20 protein-coding genes and 6 pseudogenes are annotated in these 23,635 nt (G+C 61.5%); 8 read left to right on the top strand and 18 right to left on the bottom strand.

Annotated features, from left to right (window positions below):
- Positions 1–332 precede the first annotated feature (332 nt).
- Positions 333–728, bottom strand: a pseudogene (locus tag AC07OD_RS16590) (benzoate/H(+) symporter BenE family transporter); the annotation flags it as partial.
- Between the two features lie 108 nt (positions 729–836).
- Here AC07OD_RS16590 and pdxR point away from each other — a divergent pair.
- A pseudogene (gene pdxR / locus AC07OD_RS16585) lies at positions 837–2,335 on the top strand (MocR-like pyridoxine biosynthesis transcription factor PdxR).
- On the opposite strand, the pseudogene AC07OD_RS16580 reads toward pdxR, so the two are convergent.
- The 7 genes and pseudogenes from AC07OD_RS16580 to AC07OD_RS16550 form a co-directional block, all read right to left on the bottom strand.
- A pseudogene (locus AC07OD_RS16580) lies at positions 2,330–2,497 on the bottom strand (LysR substrate-binding domain-containing protein); the annotation flags it as partial. The pseudogenes pdxR and AC07OD_RS16580 sit on opposite strands and share 6 nt — an antisense overlap.
- Before the next feature lie 210 nt (positions 2,498–2,707).
- Entirely contained in the window at positions 2,708–3,505 is a 798-nt protein-coding gene (locus tag AC07OD_RS16575) for a crotonase/enoyl-CoA hydratase family protein (RefSeq protein WP_494597562.1), read from the bottom strand.
- A gap of 31 nt (positions 3,506–3,536) precedes the next feature.
- Positions 3,537–4,739 (bottom strand): 3-oxoadipyl-CoA thiolase, encoded by a 1,203-nt coding sequence (gene pcaF / locus AC07OD_RS16570; RefSeq protein ID WP_494597561.1) that lies wholly within the window; start codon positions 4,737–4,739, stop codon positions 3,537–3,539.
- Positions 4,740–4,814: 75 nt separating this feature from the next.
- Positions 4,815–5,459 (bottom strand): 3-oxoacid CoA-transferase subunit B, encoded by a 645-nt coding sequence (locus AC07OD_RS16565; protein ID WP_494597560.1) that lies wholly within the window; start codon positions 5,457–5,459, stop codon positions 4,815–4,817.
- A gap of 17 nt (positions 5,460–5,476) precedes the next feature.
- Positions 5,477–6,172, bottom strand: a complete 696-nt coding sequence (locus tag AC07OD_RS16560) for a 3-oxoacid CoA-transferase subunit A (RefSeq protein WP_494597559.1) — start codon at positions 6,170–6,172, stop codon at positions 5,477–5,479.
- A 13-nt stretch (positions 6,173–6,185) separates the two neighbouring features.
- On the bottom strand, positions 6,186–7,172 hold the full coding sequence (locus AC07OD_RS16555; RefSeq protein ID WP_494597558.1) for a Bug family tripartite tricarboxylate transporter substrate binding protein: 987 nt from the start codon (positions 7,170–7,172) through the stop codon (positions 6,186–6,188).
- A 21-nt stretch (positions 7,173–7,193) separates the two neighbouring features.
- Positions 7,194–8,291 (bottom strand): polysaccharide deacetylase family protein, encoded by a 1,098-nt coding sequence (locus tag AC07OD_RS16550; protein ID WP_494597557.1) that lies wholly within the window; start codon positions 8,289–8,291, stop codon positions 7,194–7,196.
- Positions 8,292–8,410: 119 nt separating this feature from the next.
- Between AC07OD_RS16550 and AC07OD_RS16545 the strand changes: the two genes are divergently transcribed.
- On the top strand, positions 8,411–9,196 hold the full coding sequence (locus AC07OD_RS16545) for an IclR family transcriptional regulator (RefSeq protein ID WP_494597556.1): 786 nt from the start codon (positions 8,411–8,413) through the stop codon (positions 9,194–9,196).
- Positions 9,197–9,421: 225 nt separating this feature from the next.
- On the opposite strand, the pseudogene AC07OD_RS16540 reads toward AC07OD_RS16545, so the two are convergent.
- Positions 9,422–10,369: pseudogene (locus AC07OD_RS16540) on the bottom strand (DUF3363 domain-containing protein); the annotation flags it as partial.
- Between AC07OD_RS16540 and AC07OD_RS16535 the strand changes: the two are divergent.
- The 6 genes and pseudogenes from AC07OD_RS16535 to AC07OD_RS16510 form a co-directional block, all read left to right on the top strand.
- Positions 10,349–10,828, top strand: a pseudogene (locus tag AC07OD_RS16535) (IS3 family transposase); the annotation flags it as partial. The pseudogenes AC07OD_RS16540 and AC07OD_RS16535 sit on opposite strands and share 21 nt — an antisense overlap.
- A 217-nt stretch (positions 10,829–11,045) precedes the next feature.
- Positions 11,046–11,183, top strand: a pseudogene (locus AC07OD_RS16530) (IS701 family transposase); the annotation flags it as partial.
- Between the two features lie 222 nt (positions 11,184–11,405).
- Positions 11,406–12,173 carry an IclR family transcriptional regulator gene (locus tag AC07OD_RS16525; protein WP_494597555.1) on the top strand — a complete coding sequence of 256 codons (768 nt, stop codon included), beginning with the start codon at positions 11,406–11,408 and terminating at the stop codon, positions 12,171–12,173.
- 474 nt (positions 12,174–12,647) lie between these two features.
- A complete protein-coding gene (locus AC07OD_RS16520; RefSeq protein WP_494597554.1) occupies positions 12,648–14,237 on the top strand; it encodes an AMP-binding protein in 1,590 nt (529 codons plus the stop codon).
- Positions 14,238–14,298: 61 nt separating this feature from the next.
- Positions 14,299–15,285, top strand: a complete 987-nt coding sequence (locus AC07OD_RS16515; protein ID WP_494597553.1) for a Bug family tripartite tricarboxylate transporter substrate binding protein — start codon at positions 14,299–14,301, stop codon at positions 15,283–15,285.
- A 23-nt stretch (positions 15,286–15,308) separates the two neighbouring features.
- Positions 15,309–16,091: an enoyl-CoA hydratase/isomerase family protein gene (locus AC07OD_RS16510; protein WP_494597552.1), complete on the top strand. Its 783-nt coding sequence runs from the start codon at positions 15,309–15,311 to the stop codon at positions 16,089–16,091.
- 580 nt (positions 16,092–16,671) lie between these two features.
- Here AC07OD_RS16510 and AC07OD_RS16505 read toward each other — a convergent pair.
- The 9 genes from AC07OD_RS16505 to AC07OD_RS16465 all read right to left on the bottom strand — a co-directional run bounded on the left by AC07OD_RS16505 (position 16,672) and on the right by AC07OD_RS16465 (position 23,590).
- Positions 16,672–17,124, bottom strand: a complete 453-nt coding sequence (locus tag AC07OD_RS16505; protein ID WP_494597551.1) for a helix-turn-helix domain-containing protein — start codon at positions 17,122–17,124, stop codon at positions 16,672–16,674.
- A 157-nt stretch (positions 17,125–17,281) separates the two neighbouring features.
- Positions 17,282–17,593: an HU family DNA-binding protein gene (locus AC07OD_RS16500; protein WP_056057356.1), complete on the bottom strand. Its 312-nt coding sequence runs from the start codon at positions 17,591–17,593 to the stop codon at positions 17,282–17,284.
- Between the two features lie 70 nt (positions 17,594–17,663).
- Positions 17,664–18,437, bottom strand: a complete 774-nt coding sequence (locus AC07OD_RS16495) for a DNA/RNA non-specific endonuclease (RefSeq protein WP_494597568.1) — start codon at positions 18,435–18,437, stop codon at positions 17,664–17,666.
- Between the two features lie 308 nt (positions 18,438–18,745).
- Entirely contained in the window at positions 18,746–19,039 is a 294-nt protein-coding gene (locus AC07OD_RS16490) for a DUF4148 domain-containing protein (protein ID WP_494597550.1), read from the bottom strand.
- 624 nt (positions 19,040–19,663) lie between these two features.
- The gene (locus AC07OD_RS16485; RefSeq protein WP_494597549.1) at positions 19,664–20,650 is read right to left on the bottom strand and encodes a branched-chain amino acid ABC transporter permease; all 987 of its coding nucleotides are present in this window, start codon (positions 20,648–20,650) and stop codon (positions 19,664–19,666) included.
- A gap of 8 nt (positions 20,651–20,658) precedes the next feature.
- Positions 20,659–21,543, bottom strand: a complete 885-nt coding sequence (locus AC07OD_RS16480) for a branched-chain amino acid ABC transporter permease (RefSeq protein ID WP_494597548.1) — start codon at positions 21,541–21,543, stop codon at positions 20,659–20,661.
- Between the two features lie 26 nt (positions 21,544–21,569).
- The gene (locus tag AC07OD_RS16475) at positions 21,570–22,295 is read right to left on the bottom strand and encodes an ABC transporter ATP-binding protein (RefSeq protein WP_218340166.1); all 726 of its coding nucleotides are present in this window, start codon (positions 22,293–22,295) and stop codon (positions 21,570–21,572) included.
- Position 22,296: 1 nt separating this feature from the next.
- Positions 22,297–23,067 carry an ABC transporter ATP-binding protein gene (locus AC07OD_RS16470; protein WP_494597567.1) on the bottom strand — a complete coding sequence of 257 codons (771 nt, stop codon included), beginning with the start codon at positions 23,065–23,067 and terminating at the stop codon, positions 22,297–22,299.
- A gap of 31 nt (positions 23,068–23,098) precedes the next feature.
- Positions 23,099–23,590 carry a thioesterase family protein gene (locus AC07OD_RS16465; RefSeq protein ID WP_494597547.1) on the bottom strand — a complete coding sequence of 164 codons (492 nt, stop codon included), beginning with the start codon at positions 23,588–23,590 and terminating at the stop codon, positions 23,099–23,101.
- Between the last annotated feature and the right edge of the window lie 45 nt (positions 23,591–23,635).

Raw genomic sequence — 23,635 nt, 5'->3', positions numbered from 1 at the left:
GCGTGCCGACGCCGTGGGTGGGGCGGCAGCGCAGGGCCCCAGCCACCTGGGGTAGCGGTGGGCAGAGGCCATAAAAAATGTCCGCTGTCAAGCCCCTAATGCGGACATGCAGCGGTGCGAAAGGTCTTACGGGGCAATGGGTTAGGCCAGATTCGGCCTTCCGCGTGCACTCGCCGATTTTCGCGCTAGGTGCCGCATAGGCGCTTCGCGGTGGCGAGCGCAGGGGCATCGCAGCGGGCAAGGTCGCACCGCCATCATAGCCTCGGCTTGTCGCCTCCCATCTCCTAAAGCGAAGCGCAGCCCGTGGGCTGCGCTTTCGTTGGTTGCACGACGACACCCGGAGGAATCAGCCGGATCAAGCGCTCGAACCAACCCGACAGCCCCAGCAACACAAATGCCGCTGCTGAAATCAGATACGCACCCACCGCCTCGGCATAGGGCGTGGTTGCCAGCGCCGTGACCAGAAACGCCGCCGCTGGCGTGGACCAGGCGGTAATGATGGGCTCGCGCGTCCGCCAGCTCAGGATGATCCCCGTCACGCCCACACCGATGGAAATCGACCACACCCACGAGGCCGTCAGCTCCGGGCTCAGGCCCGCGACCTTGGCGGCCTGGAACACCAGGATGAAGGTGCCGCCGTAGTTGACGATGACCGAGATCAGGCCGGCTACGACGGGATGGGTGAGATCGTTCCAGCGAACGGATGAATGTGAAGGGACGGATGGCATGGCTTGACGGAGGCTCCTGACAAATCGGTTGAATGGCTTGTGAAACGTACTTATAGATTTAAAATGGTTGGATGTTCCCCGCCACTTTTGTGAAGAGATACCGGCCAATTGTTCAAGCACGCGCCACTTGAATCCGTCAAAGCCTGGATCGGTGACCCGGCGCATGGCGCCTTGCCGCTGCACGCACGGGTACAGCGGGCCATTCGCCAATTGATCCTTGATGGGGTGCTTGACGTGGGCAGACCCTTGCCCACGTCACGCGCCTTGGCGAAGTCTTTGGGGGTGTCCCGCGATACGGTCGAGTCGGCCTACAGCCAGTTGCACGCGGAAGGCTTCATCGAGCGGCGCGTGGGCAGTGGTAGCTTTGTGTCGGAGCGGGCGCAGCGCCTACCGGGACGCGGTAAACCTCGGCAGACCACTGTGGATCGCAAGGCCACACTGCGCCTGAGCCAGCGCGGCTCTGCCATGTTCCAGAGTGGCGGCGTGCGCGACTTCCTGACACCACGCCCGTTCGCACCCGGTGTGCCCGAAACGCGCAGCTTTCCTCTCCAGACCTGGGAGCGACTGGAGCGGCAGGTGTTGAAGGAATACGGCACCCTGGCGCTGCTGCACAGCCCGCCGCAGGGCATGGCGTCACTGCGGCGCGCTATCGCTGACTATGTCAATCTAGAACGGGGGCGCGCGCCACGCCTGATCGCGTACTGGTGCTGACCAGTTCCCAGCAAGCCTTGACCCTGTGCGCCACGGTGCTGCTCGACGCGGGTGAGCGAATCTTCATCGAAGACCCCACGTACCACGGTGCACGCAAGGCGTTCGACGCCGCCGGGCTGGAATGCGTGCCCGTGCCGCTGGATGCAGACGGCCTGCAGTTAGACCGTTTGCTGGAGGCAAGCAAGGCGCCCGGTGAACCCGCCAGGGCGGTGTTCCTGACGCCATCGCACCAATTCCCCACCGGGGCGACACTGTCGCTGGACCGGCGCCTGGCCGTCATTGAATGGACCAGAGCGCAGCAGGGCTGGATCATCGAGGACGACTACGACAGCGAGTTCCACTACGCGGGCAAACCCACCGCCTGCGTGCAGGGGCTCGATCCGCATGAGCGCACGATCTACATCGGCACCTTCACCAAGTCGCTGTTTCCTGGCCTGCGCATCGGCTACATGGTGCTGCCACTGCCGCTGGTGGCGCCCATGACCGTGGCCCGCACCCTGCTGGACGGGCACAGTGCGCCGATTCCGCAGCTCACGCTGGCGCGCTTCATCGAGGGCGGCCACTTCGGCGCCCATGTGCGCACCATGCGCGCCGTCTACGCCGAACGCCGCGACGTGCTGGCGCGGCTGGTGCGCGAGCATCTGGCCGACTTCGTGGAAGCACGGGTGCCCGCCGGGGGCATGCAGATGCCGTGCGTGTTCATCCGCGACATTCCCGAGCGCGAGGCGGTGGAGTCCGCACGCCGGGCGGGCATCGACTTGCTGGGGCTGACGGCGCTGCATGCGTCGAGCAAGCACAAGGCAGGCTTCCTCATGGGATTCGCCGCCCATGCCCCGCATGAACTGGAAGTTGCCGTCAAGAAACTCGCGAACGTGCTGCGCGCGCTGTGCCGCTGAATCGCCAAGTGCCAGGGGATGGCGTAGCACCTCTTCCAGCGGAATGCGTTGGTGGGCCAGCACGGGATGGCGCGCGGGCACGGCCACCATCAGGTCGCTTTCCCGGGCCGGCTCGACAATGATGCCGTCGTCCACTTCGTCAGGCATGGAGAAGCCCACGTCCTACAGGTCAGGCGTAACAAGCAAGCCTACCGCGCCTTCAGCAGCTTCTCGCCTCCATGTTCCCGGAGCGCCCCCTCCAGTGCCTTCTCGTAGTCGGGTTGCGCACTTTCGAGTCGTTCGCGCCCCTTCTCGGTCAGAACTGTGTAGACCCAACGCTTGTCATCCGGGCACAAGTCTCGAACGGTTGGAGCGCTCTCGTCACAGACGACCTTAACCTTGATTGAAGACCGCAGGGCGCTTCTCGATAAATGCGCGTACAGCCTCTTCGTGATCGGCCCCGCAATGCGCAATGGCTTGGTAAGAAGCGGACAACTCCAGCAGCGACTCCAGCGACATGTGCTGGCCTTCCCGCAGCAGCCGCTTGGTCATGCGCATGACCTCCCCCGGATTGGCCGCGATCCGATGCGCCAGGCCCATTGCCGTGCCAAGCAATTGGTCGTGCTCAACTACCTCCGAAATCAAGCCGCAGCGCACTGCCTCCTCGGCTGACAGAACATCGCCGGAGAACGCGAGCTGTGCCGCTTTCGACATGCCAACAATGCGCGGCAGCAGCCACGCGCCACCGTCGCCAGGAACGATCCCGACCTTGACGAAGCTCTCGGCGAACGTCGCGTTTTTCGAGGCAATGCGGATGTCGCACATGCAGGCCAGATCCATGCCCGCACCCATGGCGGCACCGTTCACCGCCGCGATGGTAGGAACTTCCAGGTGGAAGAGCGCCTTCGGAATGCGCTGGATGCCGTGGCGGTATTCCTCACGAATCTGGAACGGTGACGGTCTGTCGGTGAAGTACTTCTTCATGTCCTTCACGTTCCCGCCCGAACTGAAGCACGGCCCCTCGCCGGTGAGGACCACGGCCCGTATCGACGAATCGAGGGCGATGGCCTCGCATTGCCGCACGAATTCCTCCGCCGCGGAATTGCCAGTGAGCGCGTTGCGTGTTTGCGGTTCGTCCATCGTGATCAGAAGGACAGCACCCTCGCGCCTGGTTTTGAGAAATTGATTCATGGTTTGAATTCTCTGTGTGTAAGGCGCGGACCTACACGCGCTCGAGGATGACGGCAATGCCCTGGCCCACGCCGATGCACATGGTGCACAGCGCATAGCGCCCGCCCAGTGTGTGCAGCTGGTTGATGGCGGTGGTCGCCAGGCGTGCACCCGATGCGCCCAGCGGGTGGCCCAGCGCAATGGCGCCGCCCCATGGGTTGACGCGCTTGTCATCGTCGGCGATGCCCAAATCGCGCAGCACGGCCAGGCCTTGCGCGGCAAAGGCTTCGTTCAGCTCGATTACGTCCATGTCGGCCAGCGTCAGGCCCGTCTGGACCAGCACCTTGCGCACGGCGGGCGCGGGGCCAAAGCCCATGATGCGCGGCGCCACGCCGGCCGTGGCCATGCCGACCACGCGGGCGCGCGGCGTCAGGCCGTATTGCTTGGCGGCTTCCTCATTGGCCAGCAGCAGCGCGCAGGCGCCGTCGTTCACGCCGGATGCATTGCCTGCCGTCACGCTGCCGTCAGGCCGCACCACGCCCTTGAGCTTGGCCAGCGCTTCGATGGTAGTGGCGCGTGGGTGCTCGTCCTGGCTCACGACGATGGGGTCGCCCTTTTTCTGCGCGATGGAGACCGGCACGATTTCTTGCGCCAGGTAGCCAGCAGCGATGGCGGCGGCCGCTTTTTGCTGCGATGCCAGCGCCATGCGGTCCTGCGCGGCGCGCTCGATCTTGAAATCATCGGCCACGTTCTCGGCCGTCTCGGGCATCGAATCGACGCCGTACTGCGCCTTCATCAGCTTGTTGATGAAGCGCCAGCCGATGGTGGTGTCGTACACCGCATTGCTGCGGCTGAAGGCGCTGTCGGCCTTGGGCATGACAAAGGGGGCACGGCTCATGCTTTCGACACCGCCGGCGATCATCAGGCGCGCCTCGCCCGCCTTGATGGCGCGTGCGGCCGAGCCGATGGCGTCCAGGCCCGAGCCGCACAGGCGGTTGATGGTGCCGCCGGGCACGTCGATGGGCAGGCCGGCCAGCAGCGACGACATGCGCGCCACGTTGCGGTTGTCTTCGCCGGCCTGGTTGGCGCAGCCGTAGAGCACGTCGGCCACGGCGGTCCAGTCGACCTGCGGGTTGCGCTCCATCAGCGCCTTGATGGGCACGGCGCCCAGATCGTCAGCGCGCACGCCGGCCAGGGCGCCGCCATAGCGGCCAAAGGGGGTGCGCACGGCGTCGCAGATGAAGGCTTGGGTCATGGGGTCTCCTGGGGGATTATCAAAAAAGTGAGCTGCCAGCGCTTGTTGCATAAGCGCTGGAGGTGGTTTTGACGTTTATTGCGCGATCGGCAGACCGATCATCTGCTCCAGCTCTGCGTGCGACAGGCCGGGTACGGTGTCGATCAGGCGCAGGCCGCCTGGCGTGCATTCGAGCGAGCACAGGTCGGTGTAGATGCGCTTGACGCAGGCCAGGCCGGTGAGCGGGTAGCTGCAGCTTTGCACCACCTTGCATTCGCCGGTCTTGGTCATCAGGTCCATCATCACCCAGGTCTGCTTGGCGCCCACGGCCAGGTCCATCGCGCCGCCCACGGCGGGGATGGCGCCGGGCTCGCCGGTGCTCCAGTTGGCCAGGTCGCCGGAGGCCGACACCTGGAAGGCGCCGAGCACCGAGATGTCAAGGTGGCCGCCGCGCATCATCGCGAAGCTGTCGGCGTGGTGGAAGTAGCAGCCGCCGGGCAGCAGGGTGACAGGCTGCTTGCCGGCGTTGATGAGGTCATAGTCCTCGTGGCCGGGCGCCGGGGCCGGGCCCATGCCGAGGATGCCGTTCTCGCTTTGCAGGATGACTTCACGGCCTTGCGGAATGTAGTTGGCCACCTGCGTGGGCATGCCGATGCCCAAGTTCACGTAGGCGCCGTCGAAGATGTCTTGCGCCACGCGCTCGGCGAGTTCTTGTTTGCTGCGTTTTTTGTAGCTAGCCACGGTGATATCTCCTTCGCTTATTGCTTGAAACCACCGGCCTGCGTAGCAGTGCGCTCGATCTTCACGATCTTGTTCACGTAGATGCCGGGGGTGACCACGGCCTCGGGGTCGAGCTCGCCCAGCTCCACGATCTCGTGCACCGTGGCGATGGTGCGCTTGGCGGCGGTGGCCATCACCGGGCCGAAGTTGCGCGCCGCCATGCGGTAGTTGAGGTTGCCCCAGCGGTCGCCCGTCTCGGCCTTGATCAGCGCCACGTCGCCGTAGATCGGGTATTCGAGCACGTACTGGCGCCCATTGATCTCGCGCGTTTCCTTGTCTTTGGCCAGTTCGGTGCCGTAGGCGGTGGGGCAGAAGAAGGCACCGATGCCGGCGCCCGCGGCGCGCATGCGCTCGGCCAGGTTGCCCTGGGGCACGAGCTCCAGTTCGATCCTGCCGCTGCGGTACAGATCGTCGAACACCCAACTGTCCACCTGGCGTGGGAAACTGCAGATGATCTTGCGCACCTGGCCGCTCTTGAGCAGCGCGGCCAGTCCCTGGTCGCCGTTGCCGGCGTTGTTGTTGACCACGGTGAGCTCGCGCGCGCCCTGGGCAAGCAGGCCGGCGATCAGCTCGTTGGGGTTGCCCGAGGTGCCGAAGCCCCCTATCAACACCGTGGCGCCATCTTGCACACCCGTGAGGGCTTCGGCGATGGTATCCGCAATCTTTTTGATCATGGGTGGTTCACCATCAATCGAGCTTGACGCCCGCGGCTGTGACACGCTCTTGCTGAACGCTTGCATCGCGCTGCAGGAATGCCTTGTATTCCTCGGTGCCCTTGCTAGTGGCCACGTAGGACATGGGTGCGACGTATTGCTTGACGAATGCGGGGTCGTTCAGGATGGCGGACACGTCGTCGGAGATCGTCTTGATGACCGGCACGGGCGTGCCGGTAGGCACGACGAAGCCGACGCCGAAGCGCGCGCCGATGTCCTTCATTCCCAGTTCCTTGAAGGTCGGCACGTCTGGAAGCGATGGCAACCGGGATTCAGCTGACACGGCTAAACCGCGCAGCGAACCTTTCTTGATGTGCGGCTCCGCGACGCTGACCGCAATGGCCGAGATCTGCACCGTGTTGGCAATGAGGTCGGTGATGATGGGTGCGGCCCCCTTGTACGGAACGTGGTTCAGCGTGATGCCTTCGTTCTTTTCGAGCATGGCCAGCGGCAGGTGATTGACCCCGCCTTGGCCTGACGAGCCGTAAGCCAGGGGCGTGGATGTGCTTTGTTTCGCCAACGCGATGAAGTCCTGCATCGTCTTCACGGGAAGCGCGCTAGGCACGACGAGCACCATCGGGATGTCGATGACACGGGTGACCGGGGTCAAATCCTTTGCCGCGTTGTAGGGAAGTTTTCGGTACAGATAGGGATTGACGGTCAGCGCGGCCTCGGTGGCCGCAAAAATCGTATATCCATCCGGCGCCGACTTCGCCACCAGGTCGGCGGCAATGATCTCGTTTGCGCCAGGCCGGTTGTCGATCACGACGGGTTGCTTCCACTTGACCTGCAGTTGGGTGGCCAGGGCCCTGGTGATGCCATCGACCGGGCCGCCCGCGGGATACGGGACGACGATTCGCACGCTCTTTTCGGGGAACTTGTCCGCTGCCCAAGTGGCGCAAGGCAGAACTGCGCAGAGTACTGCGCTGGCCAGAAAGGCGCCAAGAATTCCTTTTTTCATTTCACTGTCTCCTTTGTAAGTTCAGTACTGTTTGAGGGCGTAGGTTCCGCCGACTTCTCGGGCAATGGGCTCGAAAATGCTGGTCATCATTTGCTGGGTGCTTGGCCCGGACTGGGGATGGATGCCGTCAAGACGCTCGAGGATGGAAGGCGGGCACTCTTCGAGATAGAGGCTCTTTTGGGCGCCCCATTTCTGGGTCTTGTTGTAGAACTTGTTGGTGACGAGGCCCGGGTCGTCGCTGTTGAAAGGGTCTTGCATGGCCATGTCGAGGCTCACGAACTGCACGCCGCATGCGACGAGCCGCTCAATCAATCGCTCCGCGCAGTCCTGGGCTAGCGGCGTCGCGTGCATCAGGAAGATCAGCGGTGGTGTCCTGCCAGCAGTCGCCGCAGCTAGCCGTGCATGGCTTCGCAATTGCTGCACCGCAGTTTCGACGTATGCGTCTTGCACGATCTTGAGAGCATCTGCATCCCCGCATCTGATGCAGCGCAGATGGGGCGCGATGAACTCGGTGTCGTAGAACCAGACGCTGATCGGCGCCGCCTTGTACGCGTTCCTCTTCAAGTACGCCTGGACCTCGTCGTACTTCTCGCGGGTATTGCCCCAACCGTCTTGACCATAGCGAAAGTACTTCACGCTGCTCGCGCTCAGCCAGCGGGCAACGTCTTTCTCTCCAAGCTCAATGTCCCTGATGTAGCCTTGGGGCGAAACCCAGTTCAGGTTCGAGTGAAAGTGTGTGTGGTTGCCGACATGGTGGCCGGCTTCGACCCAGTCGTCGAAGATGTCGAACAACTTCGGATCGGCCGCCGCAGGCGCGGTCGCCGTGAATGCATGAACGCCTCGCAGGCCCTGCCGCACGAACGTCCCGATGAGCTCCTTGGCGACCGACGCAGGTGAGTATCCGTCCGCCCAGGGAACTCCCTTCCAGAGAAACAGATCGTCGATGGTCATTGCGACCTTCAGGCCGTGCAGTGGATCAGCATCGCGGATCTCCTTGCGGGCGTCCTGCTCGATGAGGTGACGTAAAGCGGAAATCTGCCCTGCGGAGAATCCACATGAGTAGCATGCGCATCTGGAATTAATATTCCGACTATTGGAAGTATCGAAACGATCATTCATGAGAGTAAATTCTAGGATAAACATACGTCATTGGCACTGTAAAATTGCAAATCTCTGGTTTATACCTAGAAAAAACATCAATTAACTTCCAACTATTGGAATATCAAAAAGGAGTGCAGATGACCTTCGGAATCCAGCGCACCAGCCTTGTGTTGCGGCTGATTGCGAGCCAGCAGCGCAACGGAATTGGACTGACGAAGTTGGCAAAGACACTGAGCCTCGAAGTACCGACAGCGCATCGAGTGCTGAAGGAGCTTGAGATGGCGCGCATGGTGCAGCGCGACGCGAACAAGAGCTATCGGCTCGGCTCGTTGATGCTGGAGTTGGGCGTGACTGCCATGTACAGCTCCCCCTTGATCGACAGTTTTCGCCCCCTGCTGACGGGCCTCGCCTCTCGAACGGGCGACACCGTTTTCCTGATCATTCGCAGTGGTGACGAGTCTGTCTGCCTGGATCGGGCCGAAGGCAGCTTCCCCATCAAGACGCTTGTCATGGAGAAAGGTGGTCGCAGGCCCCTGGGGGTGGGCGGCGCCTCAATGCATCTTTTGAGTCAGCTCGGCCAGGACGAAGCCTTCGAAATCATCGATGGCAACGCTCACCGCTACCCCGAATTCCACGACGTGAATGTCGAGGCATTGAAGCTGGGATACCTGCAGGCACAAAGGGATGGTTATGGCATTAACCGCAACCGCCAAACCAGTGGCGTGACAGCAGTTGGAGTCGCGTTGCCGCAGGGAGTGGCAGGCGGCACGCAATTGGGAATCGGAGTCGCGTGCATCACACCGCGCATGACCGAGCCACATTTGGATTTCGTAATCGACGAAATTAAACAGGTCATCAACACGGTCGCCTGCGATGCCGAGACCTTCAGTGCCTATTTGGCGAAATTTCGCGCGCCCGCTTGATGATGTACAAGGGTACCGAAGAGTGGCGATAGCCATAGTGTAGATACTGAGCCCATGGGGATGAGTTCTGGTGGGCAGTTCGCCATGTTCGAAACTTCTTTGCCCCGAGCATGGTAATGCCGACATTTCACTTGCTCCTTCGATATCCCCCGCCTCCTGCTGCCTGCGGATCATCATTGCGAGAGCTTGATTGACTCGGTGCTGTTCGGCGTCGAGATCGCGGTCTCATCCGATCACCATCCCTCGTTGTCGTCCAACTTCCCAAGACGCCCCTCCGCCGCGCACCGTCGCCGCGAGCTGCCGCCCTAGCCGCAGCTCAATCAATGGCTTCCACGGGACTAGGCTGAACCCCATTCCGTCATCGAGCATCGCATAGCGCCCGCTGGCGAGCATGACGCTGCGCCGGTAGATACCCGCCACGCGCTGCCCGTCGGCCACTGGCCGATGCTCCAGTCCGGTTTCGGCGGCAATGTCTTTCGCGGCCTGCGCCAGTTCCCGGTTGCGCAACGTGCCCAGCAGATTGCGCGCCAGGATCACGCGCTGGCCGAGCCGCTCGGCCAGTCCCTGTTCGGTCAGGAAGTCGGCGCGCTTTTGCAGCGCCTCCTTGACCTCGCTGCCAAAGCCCAGATCACCCAAACCTTTGCCACCACCGACCAACTGCTGGTCGAGCCAGGTGGCACCGATCAAGCGCGCCTGCCGCTCGATGGGCAGGTGCGATTTCAGCTCCACGGCCACGCCGCCCAGGCGCTGTGCGTCGTACTGGCGCCCACGCTCGGGCAGGTCATCGGGCACCTTCCATAGCCCGTCGGCCACGCGCTCCACGATGCCCGCTCGGCGAAGGGCTTCCAAGCGTCGGACATGGGCCGCGACGACCTCCTGCGGATCGCGGCCTTCCTTGGCCTGGCCTTGTGCAATCGCCAGGTGATGATCGGTGCGGTATAGCCCATTGGTCGCCAGCGTGGCGATGTTCTTGTCGGCTGCCCGCAGATTGGCTGAACCCTTGACCTCGACCACCGCGCCCATGGGGTACTGCTCCAGCTCGGCCTTGGGTGGCAACGCCACATAGTGGGCCTTGCTGTCAACGCCATCGACCACCAGATAGCCCCGGTCGTACATTTCGTCGGTTAGTCCCTTGCCCGTCACCCGGCCGATGATGGTTCGGCCATCCGCACCCATGAAGGCTGGTTGTACCTGAGCGCCGTCATCGACCTGTTCTCCAGGCAGGTGATCGGCTGGTCCATGGGGCACCGCATCGACACTGAGTTAGTGCTCAACGCGCTGCTGATGGCATTGTGGCGCCGGCAACCCAAAGCCGCTGTCACCGTCCACTCTGATCAGGGCAGTCAGTTCACTGGGCATGCATGGCAAGACTTCCTGCGCGCTCACAACCTAGTTTCCAGCATGAGCCGTCGGGGCAATTGCCATGACAACGCCGTGGCCGAAAGCTTCTTTCAACGTTTGAAACGAGAGCGAATCCGCCGCCAGATCTACCCAACCCGCGATCAAGCCAGAGCCGATGTCTTCAATTACATCGAGATGTTTTACAACCCTAAGCGACGCCACGGCACTGCCGGAGATACTTCACCGGTAGAGTTCGAAAGACGCCATTTCCAACGGCTCAAAAGTGTCTAGGGAATCCGGGGCGATTCACCGGATGAACACCGGATACAACCTATTGAATCCTCACACCTAGCCCACGTTACGCCTATCGCACAGCCGGTTGCTTGTCTATCTCGATCGCGCTTGGGAGGAGCGAGGAGGAAACTGTGGAATTCCGAACTGGCGTTCCCCAGACGCATTGAGTCATAAATTAACAATACGTTCTTCAGGAATTTGTACTGGGGAATCGATTAGTGCCGTTGCGCTCTTTGATAACTATCGTTACAACTTGAGTAACGGTTTGGGTCACGCAGACCGGCATGCGGGTCTTCGCGGCTATCGCACAGGCATGATGCTTCCCATGGCTCGCAAAAACGTGGAACCCATGTAGAGGAGCGGCGAGCGCCTGCTCAACCCCTCTGCTTGCAGTTCGTCCATCTGGCGTTCGTTCTAGGCTTTATTGCTCAAAAGATTCTGAACAGGTTCTAAGCACGAGCTTGCCATCACAATCGCTAGAATCTGTTGTTCGGTTTTCGCGTAATCTGTTTGCCTGTGGCGCAAGTGCGCTCCCCGTCCTGAACTTTAGAAGCAAGCGTCAGCAATCACAGCAATGGCAGGACAACCCGAACCGGATGCACGACTGTTCATTGGCTCCATGGAAAAGGGCATGCGCGTGCTCGAGCTGTTCAACCAGCATGCGGAACACCTATCTATTGGTGACATCGCCGAAGAAACTCGGATGGGCCGCAGCGCAGCGCAACGCTATGTTTACACTCTGCACCAGTTGGGGTACTTGAACAAGGACGAAGCGTCCAAGAAGTACTTTCCTGCTCTGAAGCTTCTCGGCTTGGTACGCGGTATTCACCGGCACCACTCCCAGAGGGACTTGGCCTACCCCTTGTTGCAAGGGCTGGCTGCCAAAACACTGGAAACCGTCTCGTGGGTCGAACTCGACGGCGATGACGTGGTGGTGCTGCAGAACATCCCAAGCTCGCACATCACTGCGATCAACCTGCCCGTAGGCAGCAGGTTTCCGGCACTGACCTCCTCATCTGGCCAGGTGCTCTTGTCCCAGGCGTCTGACGCACGCCTGTTGGAAATGTTCGATGCGCTGGCACCTGAAGTCCGTGCGCGCTTAGGTAGCAGCAGCCACACCGACGTGCTTGCCATTTTCCGCAGAGCGTTCCAGGACGGCCACTCGTTTACCGAGAAGAATTTTGGAGAGGACGGTGTGTCCGTCTCGGTCCCCGTGACTGACTCTGGCCGCGTGGTCGCCGCGATAAACGTCTCCACAGTGCATACCCGGTTCGACATCCCCAAGGCGCGGAAGGAAATTCTGCCCTTGCTGAAGGAAGCCGCGCGCGAAGCGTCGATTTGATCTCGCATCTGCGGGAGGAACGACTGGCCGCATAACCCGGGCGGTACCGCCTATCGAGCATCTCCTGGCCCTATCGCAGCGGCTGGCGACCCTGTTGCCGAAATAGCCTTACCGGTCGCGAAGCGCTTCGAAGGTGGGCCTGCTTTGGGCGGCCTGCGGCATTGCGAATGGTGGCTATGGCTGCGCTCTGCGCTTGGCCGGCCCTCCCAAGGCACGACGCGTGCCATTTCGAATGGCCTGTTCAGCGTCGCCTGAATACTCCAGCCCGCGCCTGCCTCCCCGTCCCGCAACTGTTGTGGAGGACGGATCGCTCTCGCTGAGTGAATCGGCCGAAGGTTGCTTGCGACATGAAAAGAAGCGCGAATTAACGACCTTCTGGGTAAACCCCGTTCTTGACAAACGTGCGACAAAGAAAGAAAGTTGCATCATTGTTATTCAATTTATGTAATTGCATTGCAATTTACATGGAATGTCATGGAACCCAAGATGGCTGTTGAAAGCGACTCGACCGCACAAGTGCAGATGGATCCGGTGAACGACGAAACCATCGGCGCACTGCTCACGCGCCGTGCGCGCGTTCACCCCGACGAGATCTATTGCACTTTTCGACAGGAGCGGATCACATTCGCGATACTCGACCGGCGGGTCAACCAAGTCGCGACGATGCTCAAGGCCCAGGGGCTGCAGCGGGGAGACCGGGTGGCTGTCATGCTGCCCGGGGGGGCGGAACACCTGTACCTGCTCTTTGCGCTGGCGCGACTGGGCATGGTCCGCGTACCCATCAACGTGCATCTGATCGGGGCGCCGCTTAAGCACCTGTTGACGGAGCTGGAGCCCAAGGCGCTGGTCGCAGACACAGCGTATGAGGCAGCCCTGAAAGATGTGGAAGCGAACCTGGCCAGCGTGATCTGGCGTGACGGCAAGAGCGGGGCGTTCGACAGCTTCGTCCACTGCGCACCAGAGGAGCATGCGTGCGATGTGCATGCCGACGACGTGATCGCTTTAAGCCCGAGCTCTGGCACCACGGGTGCGCCCAAGGGGGTGCTGAAGTCTGATCGGCACCTGCGTGCAGGGCCCCTGGCAATACTGCGGCTGACAGAGGCCCAGCCTGGAGACGTTTTCCTCTTCTGGGAGGCGCTGCACCATGGTTCTGGCGTGGCCGTGGCAATTGCCGCGCTGATCGGCCGCTTCCAATTGGCCATGCTGGAGCGCTTCAGCGCCTCTCGGTTCTGGGACGACGCCCGTACGCACCAAGCGACCCACATCCACTACTTGGGCAGTGTGCTCCCGATGCTGCTGAAACAGCCAGCTCGAGCAGATGACCGGCAACACCGCGTGCGCATTGCGTGGGGCGGCGGATGCCCTGCGCACATCTGGAGCGAGTTCGCGGAACGCTTCGGCGTCACGATGAGAGAGGGTTATGGGCTTTCGGAGCTCATCACGTTCGTCACTGCCAACCTTGATGGGACCAAGGGCTCGGTAGGCAAACCGCTTTCCTATTACGACGTCTCCTTGCTTGAAGAGGATGGCACCCCAACCCCGCAAGGCAAGACGGGAGAGTTGGCGCTGCGCGCCCATGACCCACGTCTGGGCTTTCTGGGCTACTTCCGAAACCCTGCGGCCGACGCAGCAGCACGCCGGGGCGATCTGTTTCTGACAGGAGATCTCGCTCATGCCGACGCTCAGGGAAATCTCTACTACGCAGGGCGGAAGAAGGACATGCTACGGCGACGGGGTATCAACATCTCGGCATGGGATGTCGAGAGTGTCTTTGCAGAGCACGAGGCGATTGCCGAGGTGGCTCTGGTGGGCGTGCCGAGCGATCTGGGTGAAGACGAGCTCAAGTTGATCGTGCGCCTGCGCGAAGAAGGGGCCGCTGCCCCCCTGGAGCTGGTTCGGTGGGCAAGCCAGCGGCTGCCTTACTTTCAGATTCCACGCTATGTCGAGTTCATCGACAGCTTTCCCAAAACGCCTACCCAGAGGATTCAGAAAAAGGACCTTTCGCGCCGGGTGGACGGCGTCTGGGACGTCACAACGACGGACTTCCGTCCAGGCAAGGGCTGAATCAGAGCCTTGCGAGTCGCATCTCCATTTCTTTTTCAACTGTTCATTTGATAGGAAAAACATGATCCCGACAGAACTGAAAAATTGGTGCCGGGGCGCTGTCGCAGTGCTGAGCTTTTTGCTAGCAAGCGGCGCGAGCGCGGCGTTCCCAGACAAGCCGATCAATCTGGTCGTCGGGTTCTCCGCTGGCGGCGGTGTGGATGTGGTGGGACGAGCCATCGCGCAAAGCTTGTCCGTTCAACTGAAGACGTCGGTCATCGTCGACAACAGGACCGGAGCCTCGGGCGCCATCGCTGCGCAGTATGTGAAGAGGGCCGCTGCGGATGGCTACACCCTGCTGATGTCGCCAACGACCTCCTATGTCATGTCCGAGAAGATGCTGGGAGCGGACGTGACAGGTTTTGAGATGGCGAAGGACTTCAGCCCCATCGCCACCGTAGGAGAGCTGCCGTTGGTGATGCTGTCCTCCAAGTCCAGCGGCATCGCGTCGTACGCGGACCTGGGCGCGCAAGCGCGCAAGAGCCCCGGCAAACTGGCTTACGGTTCTGCTGGGAACGGATCGACGGAACACATCGTCACGGAATGGTTCATGCAGCAGGCCAACCTTGACTTGCTGCATGTGCCGTACCGAGGCTCCGCACCGGCCATCGCCGACCTGTTCTCCGACCAGATTCAGCTCTTGGTGACAACCTCACCCACGGCGCTGACCAACCTTGCCTCGGGGCGCGTCACGGCGATCGGGGTGGCCAGTGCACAGCGGTTGCCCATCATGCCCGACGTTCCCACGTTTGCCGAGCAAGGACTGCCTCAGTTCATAGCGGCTGCAACCTACTCAGTGCTTGCGCCCAAAGGCACTCCTGAAGCGGTCATCACCGTATTGAACGTTGCGCTCAACAAGGCCTTGAGCGACGAGGCAACGCAGCGCCGACTTGGCCAGTTGGGTGTTCAGGTGATTCAAAGCACCTCTGTTCAAGCGCGCGAAAAAGTCCTGCAGGAGTCAGCCAAGTGGGAGACGGTAGTCAAGCCGATCAGGGCGGCCACGCGATGACCTCGAACTCTACGAAAGAAGCAATGACTGAAACCACCTCAAAGACACCTTGTGTCACCCTCGCCATCGATGGAGCCGCCGCATTGATCACGCTGGATCGCCCTCAAGTGATGAATGCGTTCAACCACGAACAGCGAGTGTTGTTCCGTGAAGCCCTGCTTGCGGCGGATGCGGATGATTCCGTACGCTCCATTGTGATCACGGGCCAGGGGAAGGCGTTTTGTGCCGGTCAGGACCAGTACGAGAGCGCGGCGATGGATGCTGCGGGTTCAGCCGCACGCATAGATGGGTACATGGACTTGTATGAGGTGTTCCGTAACGTCAGGAAGCCGATCATCTCCCGCATCAACGGCGTTGCGGCGGGCGCCGGCCTGCAGATTGCGCTGTTGTCCGATCTTCGCATCGCATCGACCAAGGCCCGCCTTGGAATGACTGAGTTCAAGGTCGGCTCGGCAGCGATCTTCGGTAGCGCACTGCTCGTGTCGATCATCGGCGAAGCCGCGATGAAGCAAATGGTCCTGATGGCCGAGATCGCCTCCGCGGAGCAGTCGCTCGCATTGGGCCTGGTGCATGAAGTCGTGGACGATGAGCTTCTAGATCGCCGTGTGGCTGAAATCTGCAGTCTCATTGCCACCTGGCCGACCACATCGGTGGCTATCACCAAGGCATGGTGGAGAGAAATGGGGGATGAACTCTTCGCCAAGGCCAGGGCAGCTGCGCGCAATGGCCATGCCATCAATTTCGCGTCAGGTAACTATTCGGCGGGAGCGAAGAAATTCACGTCACGTGCACGGGACAGCCATTGAGGGAATGTTGCCCAAGCTTGTCGACATCGTGATCAGCATGTGCCGCGTTGGAAATCTCCGAGGTCGTTGATCGGTGCGCAATTGATGCTTCAGTATCGTCGCCGTTCTGCGTATCGTCCCGCTTTTGTAGCTAGCATCTTTGGTGCTGCAAAAGTTGCTGCTGGCCAATTCTTTATGGTGGTAAGGGCAGGGGTGTTCCACTTTGCGGCAGGGTGTTGGATTCCACTGAGAGCTGACCCACGAGGTGCGGACGAAAACTTGGACTACCATGAGGTAGTTCACGTATTCCTACGAAGCTCGAATCCGAGCCGGCGAGCTCTGCATTGAGCTCGGCAAGCGGGTGAGATCCACCATTCGTCAGCTGGGCTAGCTGCGGTGTAGCACCTACAGCTTACGTCTTGCCCAAGTGCGGCCAACAAGGAGCGGCTGGTCGCGTTGGAGCGGACTCGGTAGTCAATTGCCGCTCGTCTCTGCACACTGCCACGCTTTTATGAAAACCCTGCTTCGCTGTAGTGAAGCTCAGTCTTAACGCAATGCTGCGCTTACTGAGAGCGCGACCTGGGAATTTCCCCATACTGAGCTACTGCGGATTGAGCAACGCCTGCACCTTGCGCTTGCCCAGCCTGAGCACTTCAGCAATGCGCTCCAGTTGCGCAGCCCGGGGATGGACATGGCCCGTCTCCCACTTGTAGACGGACAGCGAGGAAGCGCCCAGCAGCTGAGCCATCTGCTTCTGCGTAATACCGAGTGCTGCGCGTTTGTCGATCAACACCTGAGCATCGAACGGGATCTGCTTTGACTTCTTGGGAGTGACGTCTTCTGTCACCGCCTTGGCTTTGGGCACATCCGCTGCTTTGACTTGGCGTTGAGTGGCCTTGAGCTGGGAGGTCAGAGCTTTAACCTCTCGCTTCAGGGCTGCGATCTCTGAGCGATGGCTCGTGATCGCTTTGCGCATACCCTGGAGTTCAGGTTTGAGCTCCTTGCGAGCCATGCGAACGACTTCTGTGCGAAAGGCATTAGAAAACGTATTCATAGGCCCAATGGTAACTTTGACGCCATATCGTGCACTTAGGGGGCGGGTGCACAGCCGGTGTTGCACTCCTTCTTCGCCCTTAGAACAACAAAACCGCCAGAGGCCTGAGCCCGTGGCGGTTTGTTTGGGTATTGACCGAAAGCGCTGTACTGCGTACTTACTTCCCAGCCTTGTCCGCCTTGCGCTTCGCAGCCTTCGGATCGACAACGGCCTTGAACTTCGCACCCGCCACAAACTTCGGCACCGTGCTCGCAGGGATCTTCAGTGCTGCGCCCGTCGATGGGTTCTTGCCCGTGCGTGCCGCACGTTTGGCCGACTTGAAGGTGCCAAATCCCACCAACTGTACGGCGTCGCCCTTCTTGACGGCGGTCTGGATGGTGTCGATCAGCGTTTCCAGCACCGCATTGGCGGCGGTCTTGGACAGGTCATTCTTGGAAGCCAGGATTTCAACGAGTTCTGCGCGGTTCATGGATGCTCACGTGTAGAGGTTGGAAAGGACCGATTTATAACCCCGCCGCTGACGCCACGCTTGCTGCGACTCAATGCTGCAGTGCACTTCTTTGCAAAAACTCCACTCCCGTACGTTTCACCAACTCCTGATAGCTGATCGGCCGATCCACCATCTCCCCCTCCCGGTTTTCCTGCCAGTGCGCCCAGGCCTTGTTGGTCGTGGCGTCATAGACCAGCTTGTACAGATAGGTCGGCACCTTCACCCCATTGGCCCCAATGCGTGGCCCCGCATCCGTGAACACCGGCCCGGTGATCACAAACACCTCCCCCTTGGCCCGCTTCACATAGTGCCGCGTGTCCTGCTCGATCTTGTTCCAGGCGCCCCCGTTGTGTTGGGCGTTTTGGGGAACCATGTTCGCCAGACTGAAGCTCTGGGCCATGGCCGTCGGCGTCGGCATGTCTCCCGCAGGCGCCATGTGCCCACGGCTGTAGCCAGAGTGCTTGTAGTCCTCCAGCTCCGCCCGCTCCCCACTGGGCAGGCGTGCATCTGCAAAGAACCGCTTGGCCCGTTTCTCGTCCGCTTCCTCGATGAGCCTGCGGTTCAGGCGCTGGGCCACAAACACCGGTGTCTTGGTCGTCCCGGAGTGCAGCACCGCAAACGCTTCATAGCAAAGCTCGCGCAACTGCGGCCGGGGCGTGATGGCAGGTGGTGTGCCATTCGCAAAGAACTGCGGGCACTGGGCAAAGGAAGTGGGCTCGGGCGTGAGCAGGGCCGCACTGTCGAACTGCGGAGAACGCGCCCAGGAAAGATTCGGAAGAGCAACGCCGACTAGAGATAGGGCCAGCGCAACTGCCAAGCGCACACGGCCTGGCCAAGAGAACAAACGATTCACAGAAGAGGCAATCAAGTCAAACAAAACGGAGCCCGATTGGAGCACCGTTCATCTCTCGCTTTGGGCCCGAATGCGCGGATCCCGCAGGGTTTTACAGCTGCTTGCAGGTGGGCTCTGCCCACAAACAGAAAGGGCTCCCAAAAGGAGCCCTTTCTGCCTGCCCGCCCCTGCGGTTCAGTTAACACTCCCCATGGCAGCAGCACCCGCAAATGCAAAGTGCCAACACCATGGGAAGTCCCGCAACTGCTTCAATCCAACTTGAGCAGTTGGTCTACCAATTACATGGCGCTGAATTCGCCGTGGGGGATCTGGCCCGTGCGCAGAGCTTCAGCAGCCTGGGCACGCACCGCAGCGCGGTCAGCGGTGCTCTTGTAAGTCACCACACGCGAGCCAGCAGGCTCGATGCTGCGTGTTTGTGCCACGGTAGCAGCTTCGGCAGCCACTTCAGCGCGGGTGCTGTTGGTGTCGAACTTCAGGGCGAATTGCGAGCCATCGGCTTCGTCAGCATGGGCGCCAAAAGCGGCGAAAGCGGCAACAGCAGCGACGGAGAGGAAACGTGCGGTGTTGTTCATGATGAAAATCCTTAAAAGCTAAAAAAGCGTCTCAAAAAAGCCGGGTCAAAAACCATTCCTGAACCGGGTTCGGTGAGTCGCCTTGCGGGTTCGGCTCATCGATGGGTTGAACTGTACGCCGATGGTGTTCAGGGAAAAACCACTCGGTCGCGAATTGACTGTTCCAGTATTTGGAATGATCGTTAAGCGGAAGCACGTTCCACGGGTTGGTGTGAGAATCACTGCAGATGACAGCTCAACCATCGATTCCAAACCGCTGTGGACACTGTGGGGCTACCAGCTACCACCGAGTCGTCGCGCGGGACGCCAATGGCACCATGCGATACACGGAGCAACTTCAATGTGTGGGGTGCTCGCTTGCGTTTGCCGGTATCAATGCTTGGAGAGAGGGGATCTCGGAGCGGCCGACTGCACGAACTTCAGGCCCTATAGCCACGGGCGAGCATGCGCCCTGTGGCAAAGCTTCAAGCTTATAAAAAAACCTCGTCTATCGAGGCGCCTTCATTCGCATTTATTGGCCAAAGTTTTGCTCCATTCTCAAAGGGATTCCTGGACGAAGTCGTGGCTCCGGTCTCGGTTTCACAACGGAAATACAGCCTACATCAGGCTCGCCCGATGGACATACTACCGACGTTTCCCCGTCACAAGCAGCCTTGCGATCACCTCGCCCGCAAGCCCGCGGCGGAAAACCAGCACGCACACCACGAAGATCAGCCCCGTGACGATGGTCACCGACTCGCCCAGCGCATTGAGCCACTGCATGCCCGTCAGTTGGACCAGCAGAGCGCCCAGCTCGCCGATCTTGTTCTCCAGCGCGACCAGGAGGCCTGCGCCCACCAGTGGGCCGCTGAGCGTTCCTAGGCCGCCAACCAGCGTCATCAGAATCACCGAGCCCGAGGCAGACCAGTGCACGTCCGTCAGCGTGGCAAAGCCCAGCACCAGCGTCTTGAGGGAGCCCGCTAAGCCTGACAGCGCCGCCGACAGCACGAACGCCACCAGCTTGAACCGGCCCACGTCGTAGCCCAGCGACACTGCACGCGCCTCGTTCTCCTTGATGCCCTTGAGCACCTGGCCGAACGGTGAATGCACGATGCGCACGATCAGCAGAAAAGCGCACACTACGACCGCCAACACCACGTAGTACAGGACCGTGTCGCTGGCCAGGTTCAGCAGCCCGAGCAGGCGGCCGCGCGGCACGCCCTGCAGGCCGTCTTCGCCGCCCGTGAAAGGCGCCTGCAGACAAAAGAAGTACACCATCTGTGCCAACGCCAGAGTGATCATCGCGAAATAGATGCCCTGGCGACGGATGGCCAGCACACCAAAAACCCAGCCTAGCAACGCGCCCACCAGCGTGCCCGCCAGCAAGGCCAGCTCGGGCGTGAGCCCCAGGTTGCGCAGGCCGTAACCAGACACGTAGGCCGCGAAGCCGAAGAACGCCGCGTGGCCGAAGGACAGGAGCCCAGTGAATCCCAGCAGCAGGTTGAAGGCCGAAGCGAACAGTGCAAAACACATCAGCTTCATCACGAACACGGGGTACGCCCCCAGCGCAGGAGCCACCAGCAGCACGGCCAGCAATGCTCCATATCCGATCCAGTATTTGTTGCGATGCATGGGCGGTCTCATTTCTCTTTGCCAAAAAGGCCTACCGGACGCACGAGCAGGATGATGATCATGATGAAGAACACGACGGTGGAGGACGCCTCGGGGTAGACCACCTTGGTGAGCCCTTCGACGATACCCAGCCCCAGGCCGGTGAGGATGGAGCCCATGATGGAGCCCATGCCACCGATCACCACCACGGCGAAGACCACGATGATGAGGTTCTGCCCCATGAGCGGCGATACCTGCATTACCGGTGCGGCGAGCACGCCCGCGAAGGCCGCCAGCGCTACGCCAAAGCCGTAGGTGAGCGTGATCATCAGCGGCACGTTCACGCCAAAAGCTTCCACAAGGCGCGGGTTCTCGGTGCCCGCGCGCAGAAAGGCTCCGACGCGGGTGCGCTCGATCAGGAACCAGGTGCCCACGCACACGGCCAGCGAGGCCACCACCACCCAGGCGCGGTAGTTGGGCAGCACCATGAAGCCGAGGTCCGACGCGCCGGTGAGGGCATCGGGCGTGTCATACGGCAGCCCGGACACGCCGTAGGCCGATCGGAAGATGCCTTCCACGACCATCGTGAAGCCGAGCGTGAGCAGCAGGCCATAAAGATGGTCGAGCTTGTAGATGCGGCGCAGCAACATGCGCTCCACCACCACGCCGATCAGCGCCACCACCAGCGGCGCGATGAGCAGCATGGGCCAGTAGCCCAGGCCCAGGTAGGCGCCGCCCATCCACGCCAGGATTGCGCCCACCATGAACAGCGCGCCGTGCGCGAAGTTGATGACGTTGAGCAGGCCGAAGATCACAGCCAGCCCCAGGCTCAGGATGGCATAGAACGACCCGTTGACGAGACCCAGCAGCAGCTGGCTGAGCAAGGCGGGCAAGGGGATTTCAAACAGGTTCATGGTTTTTTGGCTCCGCGCGGCAGACACTAAACGCCCAGCAGTTCGGTGAGCACGGGCATCTTTGCCTCAAGCTCGGACGCACCGAACTTCTCGACGATGCGGCCGTGCTCCATGACGTAGAAGCGGTCGGCCAGCGGCGCGGCGAAGCGGAAGTTCTGCTCCACCATGACCACCGTGTAGCCCTTTTCGCGCAGCATGGTGATCATGCGGGCCAGCGCCTGCACGATGACAGGCGCCAGGCCTTCGGAAATCTCGTCCAGCAGCAGCAGGTTGGCCCCCGTGCGCAGGATGCGGGCCACGGCCAGCATCTGCTGCTCGCCGCCCGACAGGCGCGTGCCCTGGCTGTTCCTGCGTTCGGCCAGGTTGGGAAACATGGCGTAGATCTCCTGCACCGACATGCCGGGGGTGCCGGTCTTCAGCGCCGGCGGCAGCAGCAGGTTTTCCTCGCACGACAGGCTGGAGAAGATGCCGCGCTCTTCCGGGCAGTAGCCCACGCCCAGGTGGGCGATGCGGTGCGTGGGCATGTGGATCGTCTCGACGCCGTTGATCTTGACCGAGCCCTTGCGCGCGCCGGTCAGCCCCATGATCGCGCGCATGGTGGTGGTGCGGCCCGCGCCGTTGCGCCCCAGCAGCGTGACCACCTCGCCGGGTTGCACGACGATGTCCACGCCATGCAGCACGTGCGACTCGCCGTACCAGGCCTCGAGGTTGCTGATTTCAAGGGCAGGGGTCTTGGATGCGGTGGTCGCCATCTCAATGTGCTCCCTGCAGTTGGCCATCGGTGGTGCCCATGTAGGCTTCCATCACTTGCGGGTTGTTGGACACCTCGGCATACGGGCCTTCGGCCAGCACGGCGCCGCGCTGCAGCACCGTGATGCGGTCGGCGATGGTGGAGACCACCTTCATGTTGTGTTCCACCATCAGGATGGTGCGGCCGGCCGAGACTTTCTTGATGAGCTGGGTGACGCGGTCCACGTCCTCGTGGCCCATGCCCTGCGTGGGTTCGTCCAGCAGCATGAGTTCGGGCTCCATGGCCAGCGTGGTGGCGATCTCCAGCGCGCGCTTGCGGCCGTACGGCAGGTTCACGGTGACCTCGTCGGCCAGGTCCTCCAGGCCCACCTCGGTCAGCAGCTGCATGGCCCGGTCGTCCAGCTGGTGCAGGGTGCGCTCGCTGCGCCAGAAGTGAAATGAGGTACCCAGCTTGCGCTGCAGGCCCAGGCGCACGTTCTCCATCAGCGTGAGGTGCGGGAACACGGCCGAGATCTGGAACGAGCGGATGACGCCGCGCCGGGCGATCTGCGCGGGTTGCTCACGGGTGATGTCGTGCCCGTTGAAACGGATGGTGCCCGACGTGGGCGTGAGGAATTTTGTCAGCAGGTTGAAGCATGTGGTCTTGCCTGCGCCATTGGGACCGATCAGCGCATGGATGGAACCCCGGCGCACGGCCAGGTTCACATCGCTGACGGCGGTGAAGCCCTTGAACTCTTTGGTCAGGTGCGCTGTTTCGAGGATGGTTTCGCTCATTGCCATTCGGCGTTCCTTTTTCTTGTTCCTGTCAGGCCCGTGGGCCGGGGTTCGTTGCACGGCGCTGGCGCCAGTCCAGACTGCGTTCCACGCCATCAGGCAACGGCATGGCAGCGTGCCGCCGGAGCAACTGGTCGATGCTTCTGGCGGTATCGGGCGCAAACGGAGCGGGCTTGCGTTTGTCGAGGTCCACATGCACAAAGAGCTGCTGCATCACCGCCGCCACGCGCTGCTGGTCCTCATCCGCCATCTCCAGCAGCACGTGCATGCGCAGTGCATCGGCGGCCAGGATGCGCAACCGCACGGAGATACGGCGGCGTTCCCGAAGCTCGTGCCAGTACTGGATGCGCGCATCCACCAGGAAGATGCCGCGCTGCTGCGTGCGGGTGTACGCCTCGCCAAACCCGGCATGGCCCAGCAGCTCGTAGCCGACATCGACGAACACCTCGAAGTAGCGCGCGGCATTCATATGGCCATACAGGTCCAGCCACTCGGGGCGTACCGCGAAGGGATCGGAGCACAAGGCGGTGGTGTTCCCCGGGGTCGCCAACGCAACGCTCGACGGCTG

This window comes from Acidovorax sp. GW821-FHT10E03 (genome assembly GCF_059415205.1).
The sequence above is the reverse complement of the archived record's forward strand: the minus strand, read 5'-3'. Positions and strand labels throughout refer to the sequence as shown.